The 17,730-nt window shown below is 42.7% G+C and carries 19 protein-coding genes and 1 other annotated feature; of the genes, 5 read left to right on the top strand and 14 right to left on the bottom strand.

Annotation, left to right across the window (positions count from 1 at the left end; translation table 11 throughout):
* Nucleotides 1-154: 154 nt before the first annotated feature.
* The 5 genes from AC20OE_RS06820 to AC20OE_RS06800 all read right to left on the bottom strand — a co-directional run bounded on the left by AC20OE_RS06820 (nt 155) and on the right by AC20OE_RS06800 (nt 5,261).
* Nucleotides 155-436 carry a DUF1292 domain-containing protein gene (locus tag AC20OE_RS06820; protein ID WP_024423112.1) on the bottom strand — a complete coding sequence of 94 codons (282 nt, stop codon included), beginning with the start codon at nt 434-436 and terminating at the stop codon, nt 155-157.
* A gap of 15 nt (nt 437-451) precedes the next feature.
* On the bottom strand, nt 452-868 hold the full coding sequence (gene ruvX / locus AC20OE_RS06815; protein ID WP_034279935.1) for a Holliday junction resolvase RuvX: 417 nt from the start codon (nt 866-868) through the stop codon (nt 452-454).
* 3 nt (nt 869-871) lie between these two features.
* Nucleotides 872-1,138, bottom strand: coding sequence for an IreB family regulatory phosphoprotein (locus tag AC20OE_RS06810; RefSeq protein WP_008358522.1), 267 nt, complete (start codon nt 1,136-1,138; stop codon nt 872-874).
* Nucleotides 1,139-1,227: 89 nt separating this feature from the next.
* Nucleotides 1,228-3,864 carry an alanine--tRNA ligase gene (gene alaS, locus AC20OE_RS06805; RefSeq protein ID WP_487268762.1) on the bottom strand — a complete coding sequence of 879 codons (2,637 nt, stop codon included), beginning with the start codon at nt 3,862-3,864 and terminating at the stop codon, nt 1,228-1,230.
* An 80-nt stretch (nt 3,865-3,944) separates the two neighbouring features.
* Nucleotides 3,945-4,152, bottom strand: a binding site (T-box leader).
* 44 nt (nt 4,153-4,196) lie between these two features.
* Nucleotides 4,197-5,261, bottom strand: coding sequence for an AI-2E family transporter (locus tag AC20OE_RS06800; protein ID WP_058839007.1), 1,065 nt, complete (start codon nt 5,259-5,261; stop codon nt 4,197-4,199).
* Nucleotides 5,262-5,491: 230 nt separating this feature from the next.
* Here AC20OE_RS06800 and AC20OE_RS06795 point away from each other — a divergent pair, with 230 nt between their 5' ends.
* The 4 genes from AC20OE_RS06795 to AC20OE_RS06780 all read left to right on the top strand — a co-directional run bounded on the left by AC20OE_RS06795 (nt 5,492) and on the right by AC20OE_RS06780 (nt 8,440).
* Nucleotides 5,492-6,220, top strand: coding sequence for an amino acid ABC transporter ATP-binding protein (locus tag AC20OE_RS06795; RefSeq protein ID WP_041086396.1), 729 nt, complete (start codon nt 5,492-5,494; stop codon nt 6,218-6,220).
* A gap of 13 nt (nt 6,221-6,233) precedes the next feature.
* Entirely contained in the window at nt 6,234-7,043 is an 810-nt protein-coding gene (locus AC20OE_RS06790; protein WP_103131897.1) for a transporter substrate-binding domain-containing protein, read from the top strand.
* A gap of 77 nt (nt 7,044-7,120) precedes the next feature.
* Nucleotides 7,121-7,774: an amino acid ABC transporter permease gene (locus AC20OE_RS06785; RefSeq protein ID WP_039180271.1), complete on the top strand. Its 654-nt coding sequence runs from the start codon at nt 7,121-7,123 to the stop codon at nt 7,772-7,774.
* A gap of 15 nt (nt 7,775-7,789) precedes the next feature.
* Nucleotides 7,790-8,440, top strand: a complete 651-nt coding sequence (locus AC20OE_RS06780) for an amino acid ABC transporter permease (RefSeq protein ID WP_039180274.1) — start codon at nt 7,790-7,792, stop codon at nt 8,438-8,440.
* Nucleotides 8,441-8,520: 80 nt separating this feature from the next.
* On the opposite strand, the gene AC20OE_RS06775 is transcribed toward AC20OE_RS06780, so the two are convergent.
* From AC20OE_RS06775 to cymR, 8 genes are all read right to left on the bottom strand, one after another.
* Complete coding sequence (locus AC20OE_RS06775) at nt 8,521-8,652, bottom strand: YrzQ family protein (protein ID WP_064497881.1); 132 nt, start codon at nt 8,650-8,652, stop codon at nt 8,521-8,523.
* Between the two features lie 20 nt (nt 8,653-8,672).
* Nucleotides 8,673-8,864 (bottom strand): hypothetical protein, encoded by a 192-nt coding sequence (locus AC20OE_RS06770; protein ID WP_003216308.1) that lies wholly within the window; start codon nt 8,862-8,864, stop codon nt 8,673-8,675.
* A 13-nt stretch (nt 8,865-8,877) separates the two neighbouring features.
* Nucleotides 8,878-9,396, bottom strand: coding sequence for a PRC-barrel domain-containing protein (locus AC20OE_RS06765; RefSeq protein ID WP_052196552.1), 519 nt, complete (start codon nt 9,394-9,396; stop codon nt 8,878-8,880).
* Nucleotides 9,397-9,469: 73 nt separating this feature from the next.
* Nucleotides 9,470-11,854: an SF1B family DNA helicase RecD2 gene (gene recD2 / locus AC20OE_RS06760; protein WP_024423121.1), complete on the bottom strand. Its 2,385-nt coding sequence runs from the start codon at nt 11,852-11,854 to the stop codon at nt 9,470-9,472.
* A 19-nt stretch (nt 11,855-11,873) separates the two neighbouring features.
* On the bottom strand, nt 11,874-12,527 hold the full coding sequence (locus AC20OE_RS06755; RefSeq protein ID WP_126681535.1) for a tetratricopeptide repeat protein: 654 nt from the start codon (nt 12,525-12,527) through the stop codon (nt 11,874-11,876).
* Between the two features lie 60 nt (nt 12,528-12,587).
* Nucleotides 12,588-13,706 (bottom strand): tRNA 2-thiouridine(34) synthase MnmA, encoded by a 1,119-nt coding sequence (mnmA, locus tag AC20OE_RS06750; RefSeq protein WP_039180282.1) that lies wholly within the window; start codon nt 13,704-13,706, stop codon nt 12,588-12,590.
* Between the two features lie 94 nt (nt 13,707-13,800).
* Nucleotides 13,801-14,943: a cysteine desulfurase family protein gene (locus AC20OE_RS06745; RefSeq protein WP_144494492.1), complete on the bottom strand. Its 1,143-nt coding sequence runs from the start codon at nt 14,941-14,943 to the stop codon at nt 13,801-13,803.
* Between the two features lie 18 nt (nt 14,944-14,961).
* Nucleotides 14,962-15,381: a cysteine metabolism transcriptional regulator CymR gene (gene cymR, locus AC20OE_RS06740; protein ID WP_024423125.1), complete on the bottom strand. Its 420-nt coding sequence runs from the start codon at nt 15,379-15,381 to the stop codon at nt 14,962-14,964.
* Nucleotides 15,382-15,589: 208 nt separating this feature from the next.
* Between cymR and AC20OE_RS06735 the strand changes: the two genes are divergently transcribed.
* Nucleotides 15,590-16,855, top strand: a complete 1,266-nt coding sequence (locus tag AC20OE_RS06735; protein WP_341084122.1) for a replication-associated recombination protein A — start codon at nt 15,590-15,592, stop codon at nt 16,853-16,855.
* 33 nt (nt 16,856-16,888) lie between these two features.
* On the opposite strand, the gene AC20OE_RS06730 is transcribed toward AC20OE_RS06735, so the two are convergent.
* Complete coding sequence (locus tag AC20OE_RS06730) at nt 16,889-17,653, bottom strand: tRNA threonylcarbamoyladenosine dehydratase (protein WP_039180291.1); 765 nt, start codon at nt 17,651-17,653, stop codon at nt 16,889-16,891.
* Between the last annotated feature and the right edge of the window lie 77 nt (nt 17,654-17,730).

The raw sequence follows: 17,730 nt of genomic DNA, 5'->3' as shown, positions 1-17,730 counted from the left end.
TATTCATGCCCCTCACTCAATTTATTGTTAAAAATAGAGTAAAAGGTACAGTTCATTATGTCAACATGAAATAAATTTAAGTTAACATAATGATCGTAAAAAAAGACCTGTGAAGAAAGATCAAGAAGATCTGTTCACAGGCCTTTTATTCGTTCTATTCTTCGTCTTCTTGATCTAAGAACGTGTTTAACGTTTCTTCAATCATGTCCCACTCTTCATCCGTTTCAATCGGCTCTAGCTCGCCATCTTCACCGTCTTCGTTCGGTGTGAAGCTTGATGCATGAATTTCAATTTCCTCATTGTCTTGCTCAGAAATTGGGTAGTAAAGAACATAAGATTTGTTAAAATGGTCGCTTTCAAAAGTAAATAGTACTTCGCAAAGCTGTTCATTTCCATTATCATCAACGATTGTAATTTGCTTTTCTCCGTGTTCCATTTGATTCACCTCATTTTAATTTAAGCTGTCTAAATATCCTTGCAGGATCATAACAGCCGCCATTTTATCAATGACTTTTTTACGCTTTTGTCTGCTCACATCTGCAGAGATGAGCATTTTTTCCGCTGCCATTGTTGACAGACGCTCGTCCCAAAGCACAACAGGAACATTGTACGTGTTTTCTAGCACTTTCGCAAATGATTGGCTGGCTTCGCCTCTAGGACCGACCGTGCCGTTCATATTTTTTGGAAAGCCAAGTACAATTTTATCCGCTCCATATTCTGCAACAATCTCAGACAGGCGGCTGAGACCAAAGTCTCCGCCTGCTTCATCAATTTTAATTGTTTCAATCCCTTGCGCTGTCCATCCCATTTCATCACTGATCGCAACACCAAGGGTTTTCGTGCCTAAATCTAAGCCTAAAATTCTCATGTTTTACGCCTCTTTATGTGTCTCTAAGTACGATTTAACCAATTCCTCAATTAATTCGTCTCGTTCTAGTTTACGAATTAGGTTGCGTGCATCCTGATGTCTTGGAATATAAGCAGGGTCGCCTGACAGCAAGTATCCGACAATTTGATTGATCGGGTTGTATCCTTTTTCTTGGAGTGCGTCATGAACTGTAATGAGCACTTCATTCACATTGGTTTCAGCTGAATCATCAGAGAAGTTAAACTTCATTGTCTTATCAAATGAACTCACTGCTTCTTGCACCTCTCTTCCAACATTCTACTAGCAAGCTTTTTTCTAACCGCTCATCTAATACCATTATTCTACACTACATCGCCTGATTATAAAACGGATTTGACAGATTCTTCGACAGATGCCAGTGCTTCTTCAAGTTTTTCTGGTTGTTTTCCGCCTGCTTGTGCCATATCTGGACGTCCGCCTCCGCCTCCGCCGCAGATTTCAGCTGCCTGCTTCACAAGCTTCCCTGCATGCAGACCTTTTTCGATCACGTCTTTTGTCACTCCTGCTGAAATGTTTACTTTTCCGTTTTGAACGGCTCCCAGGACGATGACAGCTGATCCTAATTTAGCTTTCAAGTCATCAACCATTGTTCTTAAATGGTTCATGTCTTTAGCATTTACTTTTTCAGTTAATACTTTCACTCCGGCAATTTCAGTCACTTTCTCTAAAATAGAGCCTGCTTCTGCTTGGCTTAATTTCGCAAGAAGAGATTCGTTTTCTCTTTGAACCTCTTTTAAATCCGCCTGTAATGAAGCGATTCGTTTTGGTACGTCCTTCGTATTTGACTTCAGCTCACTTGCTGCCTGCTCTAAAATCGCCAGCTGGTCATTTAATTCTTCATAGGCACCTTGACCAGTCACAGCTTCAATACGGCGTGTTCCAGCACCAATACCCGACTCAGACGCAATTTTAAACAAACCGATTTCCGCAGTGTTTTGCACGTGACAGCCGCCGCATAGCTCGATGCTGTAATCGCCGACTTGGACTACGCGGACAATATCGCCATACTTTTCGCCAAACAGCGCCATTGCGCCCATTTCTTTTGCTTCAGCAATTGGCTTCAGGTCAATCGCAACCGAAATGCCTTCCCAAATCTTTTCGTTCACGATTTTTTCAATTTGAGACAATTCTTCTTTCGTCACTTGTCCAAAGTGAGAGAAATCAAAACGAAGTCTGTTTTCATTCACCAATGACCCTGCTTGGTTCACGTGGCTGCCTAATACATCTTTTAGCGCCTGATGCAGAAGGTGTGTCGCTGTATGGTTTTTCACAATACCTTTTCGAAGAGCTGATTCCACTTCTGCAGTGACTTCGAGACCTTTTTGAGCCGTACCGCTTACGACGACTCCTTCATGGACATGCTGACCGTTTGGCGCTTTTTTCACATCTTTGATCTCAATGATGGCTTCTGCACTTTTTAGTGTCCCTTTATCCGCTACTTGTCCGCCGCTTTCCGCATAGAATGGAGTTTCATCTAACAAGATTTGCACCGTGTCTCCTTCATGTGCTTCCGAGACAATTTCACCATTTTGAAGCAATTCAATGATACGGGCATCTGCTGTTAGATTTTCATAGCCAACGAAGGTGCTTTCTACTTTGATATCGCCTAGAGCGCCCCCTTGAACCTGCATACTGCCGACATCTTGTCTCGCATTTCTTGCACGTTCACGCTGCTTCTCCATTTCCGCTTGGAAGCCTTCTCGATCAACTGTCATGTTCTCATCTTCTGCATATTCTTCTGTCAGCTCGACAGGGAATCCATACGTATCATACAGCTTAAATACATCTTCACCTGAAATTTGTGAGCTGCCTTTGTCTCTTTCTTTTTTGATCACTTCTGACAAAATGGCTAACCCTTCGTTCAGTGTTTCGTGGAAACGTTCTTCTTCGTTTTTGATGACTTTCGCAATAAATTCTTCTTTTGCTTGTACATCTGGGTAGAAATCCTTCATGATTTCAGCAACAACTGGCACTAAATCATACATAAACGGACGGTGGATATGGATCGTTTTTGCATAACGCACAGCGCGGCGCAGCAAACGTCTTAATACATATCCGCGGCCTTCATTGGAAGGAAGTGCTCCGTCACTTACAGCAAAGGCAACTGTCCGGATGTGGTCAGCAATCACTTTGAATGCTGTATCCTTTTCCTTTGTTTCGCCATAGCTTTCTCCAGAGATCGTTTCGACTGCGCGAATAATTGGCATGAATAGGTCTGTATCGAAGTTCGTCGGCACATTTTGAATGACAGATACCATTCGTTCAAGACCCATCCCTGTATCAATGTTTTTCTTCGGCAGTGGTGTGTATGATCCATCTGGATTATGGTTGAATTCAGAGAACACGAGATTCCATACTTCTAAATAACGCTCGTTTTCCCCGCCTGGATATAATTCTGGATCGTTCATGTCGTGACCGTATGATTCACCTCGGTCATAGAAAATTTCTGTATTCGGTCCGCTTGGGCCCTCGCCTATATCCCAGAAGTTTCCTTCCAGACGGATAATACGTTCTTCAGGCACACCAATTTTATCTCTCCAAAGGATATACGCTTCTTCGTCCTCTGGGTGGACTGTTACAGATAACAAATTCGGATCAAAGCCAATCCACTCGTCACTTGTGAGGAATTCCCACGCCCATTCAATGGCCTCTTCTTTAAAGTAGTCACCAATAGAGAAGTTGCCAAGCATTTCAAAGAACGTGTGATGGCGTGCTGTCTTCCCTACATTTTCAATATCATTTGTACGAATCGATTTTTGCGCGTTGCAAATACGCGGATTTTCAGGTACGACGCGACCATCAAAGTATTTCTTTAATGTTGCCACACCACTGTTGATCCATAAAAGTGTCGGATCGTCATGCGGTACAAGAGACGCACTCGGTTCTACAGCATGTCCTTTTTCTTTAAAGAAGTCTAAAAACATTTGACGTACTTGAGCTGAAGTTAAAGTTTTCATTCAAAAATCCTCCCTTATCATTCATCAATCTCCACACAAACGAAAAAACATCCCGCCCTATGCAAGCACAAAACGACTTACACAGGGACGAGATGTTCTCGCGGTACCACCCTGATTATAGACAAATTCGTCTATCACCTTCACATCCGATAACGCCGGAAGAGAGCGGCAGTGTTTATCTGCACTCGGGACTAGCTTCCGTTAAAGGTCTGATAAGGCTTTTCTCAGCAAATAAAGCCTCTCTCTGCAACAGCTTTTTAACGTACTCGGGTCCGTCATTGAATTTCAATATGTATGAATCGAAATTATTATAGACAACTCGGCTCGTCTTGTCAATGAACGCTTCGTCTCATCAGGATATATTGCACAATGATCACCCTGATAATTGCAGCTGCTGGTACGGCTAAAATCATCCCAATTAAGCCAAACAGCTCTCCTCCTGCAAGCAAGACAAGCATAATGACGACAGGATGCATATGAAGACTTCGCCCTACAATGATTGGGCTGAGGACATTGCTCTCTAAAAATTGCAGCACCGCTACTGTGATCAGTACAATGATGACCGATTTCACCGAGATGGTAAACGCAATAAAGATGGCAGGAACTGCGCCAATAATCGGTCCAAAATAAGGAATCACGTTCGTTGCCCCTATCAGCATCCCAAGAACAAGCGGATACGGGATATGAAAAAGCCAGAGCACAATGGCTGCTGCACCCCCGATTAAAGAACAAACAAGCAGCTGCCCTCGAATATAATCACCAAGCGATTCATCCACTGCTTTGACAAAAGCTTTTCCCCTCTTTCTAAATGATGGCGGCGTTAAATACCATGCCGCCCGCTTCATCGTGTTCATATCCTTCACCATATAAAAAACAAGAAAAGGAATGAGTGCTGCGACTAATGCGTAATCAAATAAAACCTTACAGCTAAGAATCATCCGCTCAGCACTATTGGCTGCATATGTCTCCGATTGAACAATGAAGCGGTCCAAGCGGTCGTGAAGTCCGTCAGGCCAGTGGCTCGTATGACGATGAATATGTGATAAAGCGCCATTATAAGTTTCAGCGAGGACAGGAATTTGTTCTGACAGCTCATTTAACTGTGCGATCATCACAGGCGCTCCTTTATAAACCGCAAACCCAATCCCGCCAAAAAACAGGACATAGATGAGTAAGAGACTGACTGTTCTCGGCAGCCCTCGTGCATGAAGTCTTTCCACAATCGGATAAAGCAGATAAGAAATAAAAATGGCGATGAGAAGCGGAATGAGAACCGCCTTCAGCAATAAAAAAACAGGCATCCATAACTCGTCGAGCTGAAGTAAAATGAGCAAGGATGCAAGGACAAGCAAGATCCCTGCAGCATATATCAGAAATTGGATCGGACGTTTCTTCACCTTTTTCACCTCTTTTCTTATTGTTTAACCATCTTCTGCAATTATCCACGTAAATAAAATTTGTCCTAACTTTGTTAAAAATGAATACACATGAAACATACAGCTCCATCCAAAGTCACTATTTGCTGTAAAATCTCGTCAGAAAATATTCCAACATTTACTTCTTTTTACACAAGTTGTGCTAGAATCCACTTTAGCTTTAGCCAATGAAACACAAGAGGAGGTTCTTCATGATCACATTCGAAGAAGTCAACAAGCATTATGGCCATTTCCATGTACTTAAGGACATTAACCTACATATTCAAAAAGGGGAGGTTGTTGTGATCATCGGTCCTTCAGGATCTGGTAAAAGTACGATGCTCAGGTGTATCAATCGTCTTGAAAGCATTGATGCGGGAAAAGTTCTCGTCAACCAAGTGTCTGTTCAGCATCCGAAGACCAACATCAATCTTGTCAGGCAAAATATCGGAATGGTCTTTCAGCATTTCCACCTCTATCCGCATAAGACGGTGCTTGAAAACATTATGCTTGCGCCGATGAAGGTCAAAAAAGTGAGCAAGGAAGAAGCAAAGGAAACAGCTGAATTTTATTTAAATAAAGTCGGCATTCCTGAAAAAGCAGACACCTACCCTTCACGACTCTCAGGCGGACAGCAGCAGCGCGTTGCCATTGCAAGAGGGCTTGCGATGAAACCAGAGGTGATGCTTTTTGACGAACCGACATCTGCACTTGATCCAGAGATGATCGGCGAGGTATTAGATGTGATGAAGCAGCTGGCCCGTGAAGGCATGACCATGGTTGTTGTCACGCATGAGATGGGCTTTGCCCGTGAAGTGGCCGACCGCATTGTCTTTATTGATGAGGGCAGAATTCTTGAAGAATCAACACCAGCTGCATTTTATGAAAAACCGCAAGAGAAACGTGCTCAATTATTTTTAAGCCGTATTTTAAATCACTAGGGGGAATGGTTTAATGAAAAAAATGAAACGCTTTGGCCTGCTGCTCTTTATGACTTGCTGCATCGCCGCTTTAGCTGCTTGTGGATCTACAGAAAAAGGCTCAACTGATGCAAAACAAGGAAGTTCTTTAGAAGCCATTAAGAAAGACAAAAAAATCATTTTCGGTGTAAAAAATGACACACGGCTATTCGGTCTAAAAAATCCGAGCAGCGGGGATATTGAAGGATTTGATATCGATATTGCAAAAGCCATCACAAAGGAAATACTCGGCGATGAAGGAAAAGCAGAATTTAAGGAAGTGACATCTAAAACAAGAATTCCTTTGCTTCAAAAAGGGGATATCCATGCGATTGTAGCCACCATGACAATTACAGAAGAGCGTAAAAAAGAAGTCAATTTCTCAGATGTTTACTTTGAAGCAGGACAATCACTGCTTGTGAAAAAAGGAAGCGACATTCAATCCATTGATGATCTTAAAAAAGGAACGAAGGTGCTGGCCGTGAAAGGATCTACTTCTTCTCAAAATATCCGTGAGAAAGCACCTGAAGTATCCGTATTAGAATTTGAGAACTATCAAGAGGCTTTTACAGCTTTAAAATCAAATCAAGGGCAAGTGCTGACAACTGATAATGCGATCTTATTTGGTATGGCAGATGAGGATTCAAATTACGAAGTGGTCGGCGGCACCTTTACAGATGAGCCTTATGGCATTGCTGTGAAAAAAGGGGATCAAGAATTAACTGATGCGATCAATAAAGCCTTAAAAACGTTAAAAGACAATGGTGAGTATGACAAAATTCTTAAAAAATGGATCAAAGAATAACATTTGATTGGTTAACATCAATGCCTCAGGTGAGCCGCTCAATGGCTCCCCTGTTGATCAGGAAGGAAGTGAACTGATTGCTGCGGTTTTCCATTCTCACTGAAAATTTCCATCTTTATTTAGAAGGCTTTAAATATACCATTGGTGCAAGTGTCATTGCTCTGATTGGAAGCTTTTTGATCGGTACACTCATTGCCATTATGAGAATTGCGCCATTTAGGCCGCTCAACTGGTTCGGAACGGCTTATGTGGAATTTATTCGGAATATTCCATTATTATTGATCACCTTTGTTTTCTTCTTTGGTTTACCCGTGCTAGGTATTGTAGCAGATGGCTTTACTGCTGGGACGATTGCTCTTGCCATTTATACGTCTGCCTTTATTGCTGAAGCCATTCGTGCAGGGATACAAGCTGTACCGCTTGGACAAATGGAAGCAGCCCGCGCTTCAGGTCTGTCATATGGTGGTACGATGCGGTATATCATTTTGCCGCAGGCGATTAAAATCGTCATTCCCCCTCTTGGGAATCAATTTATTAACCTTGTCAAAAACTCCTCGATTTTAGGTGTCATTGCAGGGTTTGATCTCATGTATCAAGGTGACCTTATTGCATCTAGAACATTTGTGACGTTTGATGTCTACATCTTTGTTGCCATGTTCTATCTGCTATTAACAATTCCGCTTAGTCTAGGCGTTGGTTATTTAGAAAGAAGATTAGCAAGAAGCCACTAGAGAGGAGGAAATATCTTGGATTTTATAGGTGCCTACCAGCCTGATCATCTCGCCTTTTTACTTGAAGGATTTGCTGTCACCTTAAAAGTGGCTTTTATCTCCATCATTTTGAGCTTTATCATTGGATTAGTCGTCGGCACATTGCGGTTCGCTCAAATTCCGGTTTTATCAAAAGTGCTTGCGGTTATTGTAGAAACCATACGGAACCTACCACTTTTACTGATCATCTTTTTCACGTATTTTGCATTACCTGAAATCGGCATCAAGCTAAGCATCACAGCCTCTGCCATTGCGGCTTTAACCGTGTTTGAATCCGCGATGCTGTCAGAAATTATTCGAAGCGGCCTTAAATCAATTGATAAGGGTCAGATCGAAGCAGCCAGGTCTTCTGGTTTAACCTATATTCAAACATTAAAAATGATTATTATGCCGCAGGCCCTGCGCAGAATGGTGCCGCCAATTGTCAGTCAATTCATATCTCTTTTAAAAGATACGTCGCTTGCCGTTGTCATTGCGCTTCCAGAATTATTACATCACGCTCAAATATTAAACGGTCAAAGCCAATCCTATTTACTGCCGATTTTCCTATTGGCAGCTATGATGTATTTTGTCGTCAATTTCAGCTTATCCATTCTTGCAAGACGATTAGAATACAGGCAAGCGTAACAGCTCAAGTTATTGACAACTCTGGGCCCCGGTCTGAAAAAAACAAAGGGCTAAAATGAAGATCATTTTAGCCCTTTTGTTTACATCATTCTCATAACACGTTTTTTTAGCTTTTTCATATCCCGCTTTGATGGCATATCATATCGGCTTGCAAAGTGATATGCAAGTGCACCTGCACCAAGCGTTAATAGTGAAGAAGTCATTTTGCCCATTCGAAATTCCCCCTTAACACTTATAGTTGAATTGAACGTTCATCGTCACTAAACAGATCATCTAAGCTGCTTAGTGTCCCGTCTTCCTCCACTTGGTGTGTCGATATTTTGCCTTTTGACAGCGTCAATTCAATAAAACAGCCCCAGCAATAATATTGATTGACCCCAATTTTTCCGATGTCTTTACATTTGCAATTTGGGCAAATGAGCATAATCAGCACCTCTTTACGTTCGGTTTAGAACCAGTGCTTCTTTTTGAACGTTCATCAAGGTTCCGGCAGCCTGCAGCTGTTTCCGAATCCCTGATAGCTCTGTAAAGAAGCCGTCCGAGAGTTCATATGCTACGATTGTGCCCGAATTTGTACAAAAGTATACATCTTCCAAAATGCCTAAATTTTCACCATCAGGCGACTGCATCATTTTCTTTTTTAATTTCGAAAATAACAAGAATGGAGCAGAGGAATCCATGCCTACTCCCTCCTGGCAGCTCACATATAAACCTTTGTCTGTCAGCTGATCAAATCCAGAGAATGGAATGAGTGCACAGTCTTTCTTTTTCCCCTCTAACACATACCCTCCGCAGCTGCCTCCGGCTAAAAAGCAAATATCTTTTATGGAACCAAGCGATTGGGACAGCTCATCTGAATAGATCGTCATTCCTTCAAGTTCTCGGCATGTTCTCAAAATGTGCTCAACCACCTTTTGCGGAACAGTCTTATCGTGTGCGTTTGCTTCATGACTCATACGAAGAAATGGCTTCCATGAACGGAATGGAAGAAGTTCTTTCCACGCTAAAAGGCTTCCGTATGGAAGCCTTCTACTCATGCATAAAATCAAACGGAGTGATTCCCTCCATGCCAATATTTGCGTCATGTACGCTAAACGGAAGCTCTTTTTGGAGCGCTTCAAGTTCTGCATCCATGATTTGTTCGGTTTGCACAAGCCGCATCGTTAAGGACGTTTGTCTGAGGGAATCCTCATTGTTTTTCACGCCCCACTCCAGCGCTGATTCCTCGCCGCACAGTATTAAAAACTTTTTACTTCGTGTAATCGCTGTGTACAGCAGATTCCGCCGAAGCATTCGGTAATAGCTCCTCACAACTGGCAGCACAACAATGGGGAATTCACTGCCTTGTGATTTGTGAATGGAGCAGCAATAGGCATGTGTAAATTGATGAAAATCCTTTTTAGTAAAGGTGATTTCATTTCCATCAAAGGAGATCACGGCCATGTCTTCTTTTTCTGTATTTTCTTTTGCATAAAAAATCGAGACAATTTCGCCGATATCGCCGTTAAAGATATTGTTCTCTGGCTGATTCACAAGCTGAAGCACTTTATCACCTGTTCGGTACACCACATCACCAAACGGGATTTCTCTGCCTTTTGGTTTTTTAGGATTCAAAATGTGCTGCAGCATTTTGTTGAGCTCATTGATGCCTGCTTTTCCTTTATACATTGGTGCGAGTACTTGAATGTCCTTTGCCGAAAACCCTTTTTGAGCAGCATTGCTGACGACTTTCTCAATGACTTCTTTCATTTGATCAGCTGAACATTGAATGAAGGACCGATCCTTTGAGCGTGCAGTAATATCCTTTGGCAGCACACCATTTTTCATATCATGGGCAAGTTCAACAATGGTTGAGCCGTCTGCCTGCCGGTAAATATCTGTCAGGGTAACAGCCGGCACAGCTTTTGAGGCAAGCAAATCCCGTAAAACTTGGCCTGGTCCGACAGATGGCAGCTGATGTTCATCCCCTACCATAATCACTTGGATATGATCAGGAATGGCTTTAAACAAATGATTCGCCAGCCAAATATCCAGCATACTTGATTCATCAATGATGACAAGTTTTCCTTCAATCGGCTGTTCTTCATCATGCGAGAAGCCCTCCGACCCGTTCCAGCCTAGCAGCCGGTGAATGGTGACAGCTGGAAGCCCTGTTGATTCTGTCATCCGTTTAGCCGCCCGTCCAGTTGGTGCCGCAAGTACAAATGGGAAGGATTCATCCTTTTTATAATCACTCGGATCAAGAGATACACCGTGAAGATCACTGTAAAGCTCGACAATTCCTTTAATGACCGTCGTCTTCCCTGTACCAGGTCCACCTGTTAAAAGCAGCATTGGGGACATGAGTGCCTTTTGAATTGCTTCCTTTTGTGTCGGTGCATACTGGACGCCTAACCGCTCCTCCAGCTCACCAAGTGCAAGCAGGAATTCTGATTCAGGAAATTGATCCGCGTATTCTGTTTGGGAGACGATTTTTTGAATGCGTTTGGCAACACTTTGCTCCGCATAAAATAAGGATGGATGATAGCAGCGGTCATCTTCAATGATCATTTCTTTTCCTTCGCCAAGTGCAATGATCTGATTGGCAACATCCATTTCAGTCACTTTGTAATCATTGCCTGTTTGGTTGAGCAGCTTGCGGGTTTCGACGATCAAATCTTTCGTTTGTATGTACGTATGACCGTCCTGAAGACTGGCTGTCTCCACTGTATATAGCAAGGCTGCGCGAATCCGCTCTGGATCATTACCTGAGATGCCTGTTCTAGCGCCGAGCTCATCCGCCTTAATAAATCCGATCCCCTCAACATCCTTAACAAGCTGATAGGGATTTTCCTCGATCTTTTGCAGCGTTTCACTCTCGTACACTTGGTAAATCTTCATGCTGAGCTGCGGACCAAAGCCATATTGATTCAGGCTGATCATGATTTGTTCCAGTCCTTGATGCTCCTGAAGCGCTGCGGCCAGCTTATCCGCCTTCTTTTTTGATAAACGCGGTACATCGTATAAAACAGCTGGGTCACGCATAATTTTATGAAGCGTTTGATTGCCAAGCTGTCCCACGATTTCTTCCGCCGTCTTTTTTCCTATCCCCTCAAATAAATCACTTGAGAGATAATGTATGATTCCTTGCTTCGTTGTCGGTACTTCCTTTTGAAAATGAGTGGCCTGAAACTGTTCACCAAATTTCGGATGGCTTGTGACTTTGCCATAAAAGGTGTAGGTTTCCTCCTCATGAAGTGCGGGGAAGTAGCCTGTGACAGATGCTGTTTTTTCCTCTAAGTTTTCCGATGTTTCAATGACTTTCACCTTTAACACCGAGTATAAATTACTTTCATTATGGAAAATAACGGCTTGAATGGTCCCCTTTAAAAACGGTTCGTCCTCAAGCTTCATTTGATCTGGATGTTCCTGCACAGGTCTTCCCTCCTTCCATCTATTCTGCCTCTTGAATCAGCTTTTGCGCATGTAGTGCAAGCATATGGTCAGGCTGCACGTCAATGGCTTTACCCAGCATCTCAAGCGCTTCGTCTTTTTTCTCTAAGTACGCATACGCAACCCCTAAATTATAAAAGGCGTCTGCATGCTGCGGATCACGCGTGATGACTTCAGTAAAAGTTGTCACCGCTTCTTCCAGCATGTGTTCATTGGCTAAGCACATGCCAAATTGGAATCTAGCTTCATTATCTTCTTCGTTTAGTTCAACGGCACGCTGAAAATACGGCATCGCAAGCTTTGGCTGCTCTAATTTGATGAGCGTCTGCCCAAGCATATAAAACAAATCACTATTTTCCATGCCCGCTTTTAGTGCTTGTTCAAAATAATCTTTCGCTTTCATAAAGTCTTCTTTTAATGTATACACATTTCCTGCCCCGTAATAGGCTGCGGCAGCAGTGTGATCAAGTTCAATTGCTTTTTGAAAAAAGTTTAAAGCACGTTCAAATTCATTGATACTTGAAAGTAAGTTCGCAAAGTTAATATATGGAACCGGATCCTTCGGGCTTTCTTCGATCGCTTTTGTAAAAGCTTCAGCTGCTTTTTCGATATTCCCTTGATTCAAGGCTTCTATGCCGATTTCGTTATGATTCATTCGCTCTCTCATCCTTTCATTAAAAAACCTCAACAGCGACGTTGAGGTTTTGAAAACATGCTACACATACGACAGCTTTTGACCATCTTTGAAGACATCGTCAATTGTACCGCCGCCAAGACATTCGTCACCATCATAAAAAACAACCGCTTGTCCCGGAGTAACAGCACGAACAGGCTCATCAAAAATAACCATCGCTTCTTGCTCACCTGTCATTTTGACCTTCACATGGTGATCTTCTTGACGGTATCTGAATTTTGCTGTGCACGTTAATTCACCGTTTTCCCCGACAATATGAGGACGAGTCCAGCTGATATTAACAGCTGAAATGCTTTCAGAGTATAAAAGTGGATTGTGGAAGCCTTGTTCAACAAACAAGATGTTTTTCTCCAAGTCTTTCCCAACGACAAACCAAGGATCACCACTACCGCCAATGCCAAGTCCTTGGCGCTGACCGATCGTGTAATACATCAGTCCATCGTGTTCCCCTTTTACTTCTCCGTCCATTGTCTGCATCACACCAGGCTGTGCAGGCAAATATTGACTGAGGAACGTTTTAAAGTTTCTTTCTCCAATAAAGCAGATACCTGTTGAATCTTTTTTCGTTGCTGTTGCGAGCTCTGCTTCTTTTGCCAATTCACGAACCCTTTTTTTCTCTAAATCACCGATTGGGAACATGACTTTATCAAGTTGTTCCTGTGTCAGCTGATTTAAGAAATACGTTTGGTCTTTGTTTGCATCAAGACCTCGCAGCATTTTGACTTCATCACCAGTTCTATCAACACGGGCATAGTGTCCTGTTGCCAAATAATCCGCACCAAGTGACAATGCATGCTCAAGGAATGCCTTGAACTTAATTTCTTTGTTACACATGACATCTGGGTTTGGCGTTCTGCCCGCTTTATATTCATCAAGGAAATATTGAAACACTTTGTCCCAATATTGCTTCTCGAAATTTACTGCATAATATGGGATTCCAATTTGGTTACACACGCGGATGACATCCTCATAGTCTTCCGTTGCTGTGCAAACACCATTTTCATCAGTGTCATCCCAGTTTTTCATAAATATGCCGATGACATCATAGCCTTGCTCCTTTAGCATAAGAGCGGCAACTGATGAATCGACTCCTCCGGACATACCGACCACAACTCTTGTATCTTCTGGTCTTTTTGTCATCTTCATCAACTCCAATTTCAATGAAACAACATACGCGTTTCGTTCTTCAGGTGCTTCGCTGTTTCATTTTTCACACACGAACAAAAGGAAGCATTTATTTGGCTAGGCGTTTGACAACAGCTGCTATCTTACGTGCCGCCTGCTTCACATGATCCTCTTCATTCCCAAGACCGAAGCTTATTCTGACTGAGGATGTCAGCTCTTTTGCTTCTTCGCCATACATGGCGCTTAACACGTGCGAAGGAAGGACAGATCCAGCCGTACATGCCGATCCGCTTGAAACAGCAATTCCTTCCATATCTAAATTCACAAGCAGCGATTCAATGGAGACGCCCGGGAAATGAACATTTAAAATGTGCGGCAATGTCTCTTTCGGATGTCCATTGATAGAGAAATTAAGAGATTCCTCTTCGAATACTTGCAGCATAGTTTCTTTGAGCTTACCATAATGCATCGCTTTTTCTCTTCTATTTTGCTTCGTTAATTGAACAGCTTCTGCAAGTCCAACAATTCCTGCCACATTTTCAGTGCCAGCACGGCGCTTTCTTTCTTGTTCCCCTCCGAATATTTGCGGAGAAAGTTTCACGCCTTCGTTTACATATAAAAAGCCTGTTCCCATCGGACCGTTCAGCTTATGGCCAGAAGCAGATAAAAGATCAATATGGAGATCTGCTACATCAATAGGCACTGTGCCAAACGCCTGCACTGCGTCTGTATGAAAATGAGCAGTGTGATCATGTAGAAGTTCGCCAATGGCTTTGATTGGCTGAATCACACCTGTTTCATTATTGCCGTACATGACGGTCACAAGAATCGTATCATCTCTCAATGCTTGTTTTAATTGATCAAGATGAATCAATCCCGTTTTGTCCACATCTAAATACGTCACTTCAAATCCTAGCTTCTCTAGGCGTTCACATGTATGCAGCACCGCATGATGCTCTGTTTTCACTGTGATGATATGTTTTCCTTCATGCTGTCTTGCCATGGCAACACCTGTGATTGCCAGGTTGTCCGCCTCAGTTCCTCCGCTTGTGAGGATGATCTCCTGTGGTTTACAGTGTAATTCTCCTGCAATGACTTCTCTTGCTTCATCGAGCCACTTTCTTGCCTCGCGCCCATATGAATGAATACTAGAGGGATTGCCAAATATCTCTGTAAAGTACGGCATCATCTTGTCCACAATACGCTGATCCATCGGCGTTGTGGCTGCATGATCTAAATAGATTCGTTCCATTTCCGGTACACCTCTGATCTAAATATAGAACATATACGAGTCTTGATCCCCGTCATCTGTGTAGCTTGCCAAGTCTTCAAGAGTTGTATTGTCTAGTACGTCTTTTACTGCATCACGAATACGAATCCATAGTTCACGCTTTGCTGGTTCTTCGTTTTCGATGACTTCAACAGGACTAATTGGTCCTTCTAATACACGAATAATATCACCTGCTGTGATCTCGTTTGGTTCATGTGCAAGAACATAGCCGCCATACGCACCGCGGATACTTTTTACAAGACGGGCATTGCGGAGTGGTGATACAAGCTGCTCTAAATAATGCTCAGACAAATCATTGTTTTGAGCGATTGATTTTAATGATGTAGGGCCTTCGCCATGTTTTTTGGCTAATTCGATCATGATCGTCAGACCATATCTGCCTTTAGTTGATATTTTCAAGTTAAACACCTCTGCGTTTTCTATTCTATGTCATCAATTATTTTTCTGATTTCATATACGCTGATATATAGACCAAAAGCAATTATATCATACTTTAAGCCAACTTTCATTTACGGGTATTGAGCATAATAGGAGGACGCATCCCTTTTCTATTTGAAGAAATTTCGGTACTCTATACAAACAAGACATTGCTTTAGGAGAGATAATTATGAAACCTTTAGCGTACCGGATGCGCCCAAGTCATATTGAAGACATTATTGGGCAGGAGCATCTTGTTGGAGAAGGTCAAATTATTAGACGAATGGTCGAGGCAAAGCATTTATCCTCGATGATTTTATACGGACCGCCGGGCATCGGCAAAACATCGATTGCGACCGCAATTGCTGGCAGTACAAGCATTGCTTTTCGTACATTAAATGCGGTCATTCATAACAAAAAGGATATGGAAGCTGTCGCCGCTGAAGCGAAAATGAGCGGACAGGTGATCCTTATTTTAGACGAAGTCCACCGGCTTGATAAAGGAAAGCAGGATTTTCTCCTTCCTTATTTAGAAAATGGCATGATCATTTTAATTGGCGCAACGACGGCTAATCCCTATCATGCGATCAATCCCGCCATCCGAAGCCGGACACAAATATTCGAGCTGAAGCCGCTTGAAACAGAGCAAATCAAAGCTGCGTTAACAAGAGCCTTACAGGATGAGCATCGCGGGCTTGGCGGTTATGAGGTGACCGTGGACGATGAAGCGATGAATCATTTTGCCAATGGATGCGGAGGAGACGTGCGTTCTGCTTTAAATGCACTAGAACTCGCTGTCTTATCGACAAAACCTGATGAGACCGGGCATATCAAAATTACTCTTGCCGCAGCAGAAGAATGCTTACAAAAAAAGAGCTTCTCACATGACAAGAATGGTGATGCTCATTATGATGTCCTCTCGGCTTTTCAAAAATCCATTAGGGGATCTGATACAGATGCGGCGCTGCATTACCTTGCCAGACTGATCGAAGCAGGAGACCTTGAAAGCATTTCAAGAAGATTACTCGTGATGGCTTACGAGGACATTGGCTTAGCCAGTCCGCAGGCAGGCCCCCGCGTGTTAAGCGCAGTACAAACAGCAGAAAGAATCGGTTTCCCAGAAGCACGGATTCCGCTGGCGAACGCAGTGATTGAACTGTGTCTTTCTCCTAAGTCCAATTCGGCATATAAGGCGATTGATGCGGCACTTGGTGACATTCGTACAGGGAAAATTGGTGAGGTTCCAGTTCATTTAAAAGATGCACACTACAAAGGCGCCACAGCACTCGGAAGAGGTGTCGATTACTTATACCCACATGATTACGAGAACGGCTGGGTGAAGCAGCAATATTTACCTGATCCGCTGAAAAACAAGCAATACTATGTACCGAAGCAAACCGGAAAATTTGAAGGTGCATTGAAACAGGTCTATGAAAATTTAAAACGCCAAAAATAAAAAAGCCCCCTGCATAATTAGCAGGCGGGCTGTTTATTTATCCTTCACACGTGTAATCGGAATATCCTTTAAAAGCTTCATAATGACATGACCACCCATGATCAGTCCGGCAACTGACGGAACGAATGCATTGGATGATGGCGGCATTTGCGCCTTGCGAATCTTCGCTTCATCATTTCCAACTTCTTTTCTGACATCTTCGCGAATGACAATCGGACTTTCATCAGAGAAAATAACTTCAATTCCTTTACGAATCCCTTCCTTACGCAGACGTGTTCTCACGACTTTTGCAATAGGATCGGTATGTGTTTTTGAAATATCATCAATTTTGAAGCGTGTCGGATCTGTTTTGTTCGCAGCTCCCATACTTGAAATGATGTTCACACCGCGGTTCAGACACTCTTTCATTAAATGAATTTTATAGTGAATGGTATCTGAGGCATCAATGACATAATCAAGCGGATACTCAAAAAATTGCTCGTATGTTTCCTCTGTATAAAACATTTTAAGCGCAACAACTTCACATTCTGGATTAATATCAGCGATTCTCGCCTGCATTAAGTCAACCTTTGGCTGGCCAACTGTTGATAGCAATGCTGGAAGCTGACGGTTTACATTTGTAATATCAATATCATCTTTATCAACAAGAACAATACGGCCAACGCCTGAACGAGCGAGTGCCTCTACTGCGAATGAACCAACGCCGCCCACACCAAGCACTGCAACTGTACTGTTTTTTAGTATATTTAAGCCTTCCTTGCCAATGGCAAGCTCGTTTCTTGAAAACTGATGTAACAAGTGCCTCACTCCACCTTTATTTAAAATGAATCGAAAGAATCATATCATATTCAGACTTCTCCGTCATCCTTCTCTAA

The sequence above is a fragment of the Bacillus sp. SRI_025 genome, from assembly GCF_057592095.1.
The sequence above is the reverse complement of the archived record's forward strand: the minus strand, read 5'-3'. Positions and strand labels throughout refer to the sequence as shown.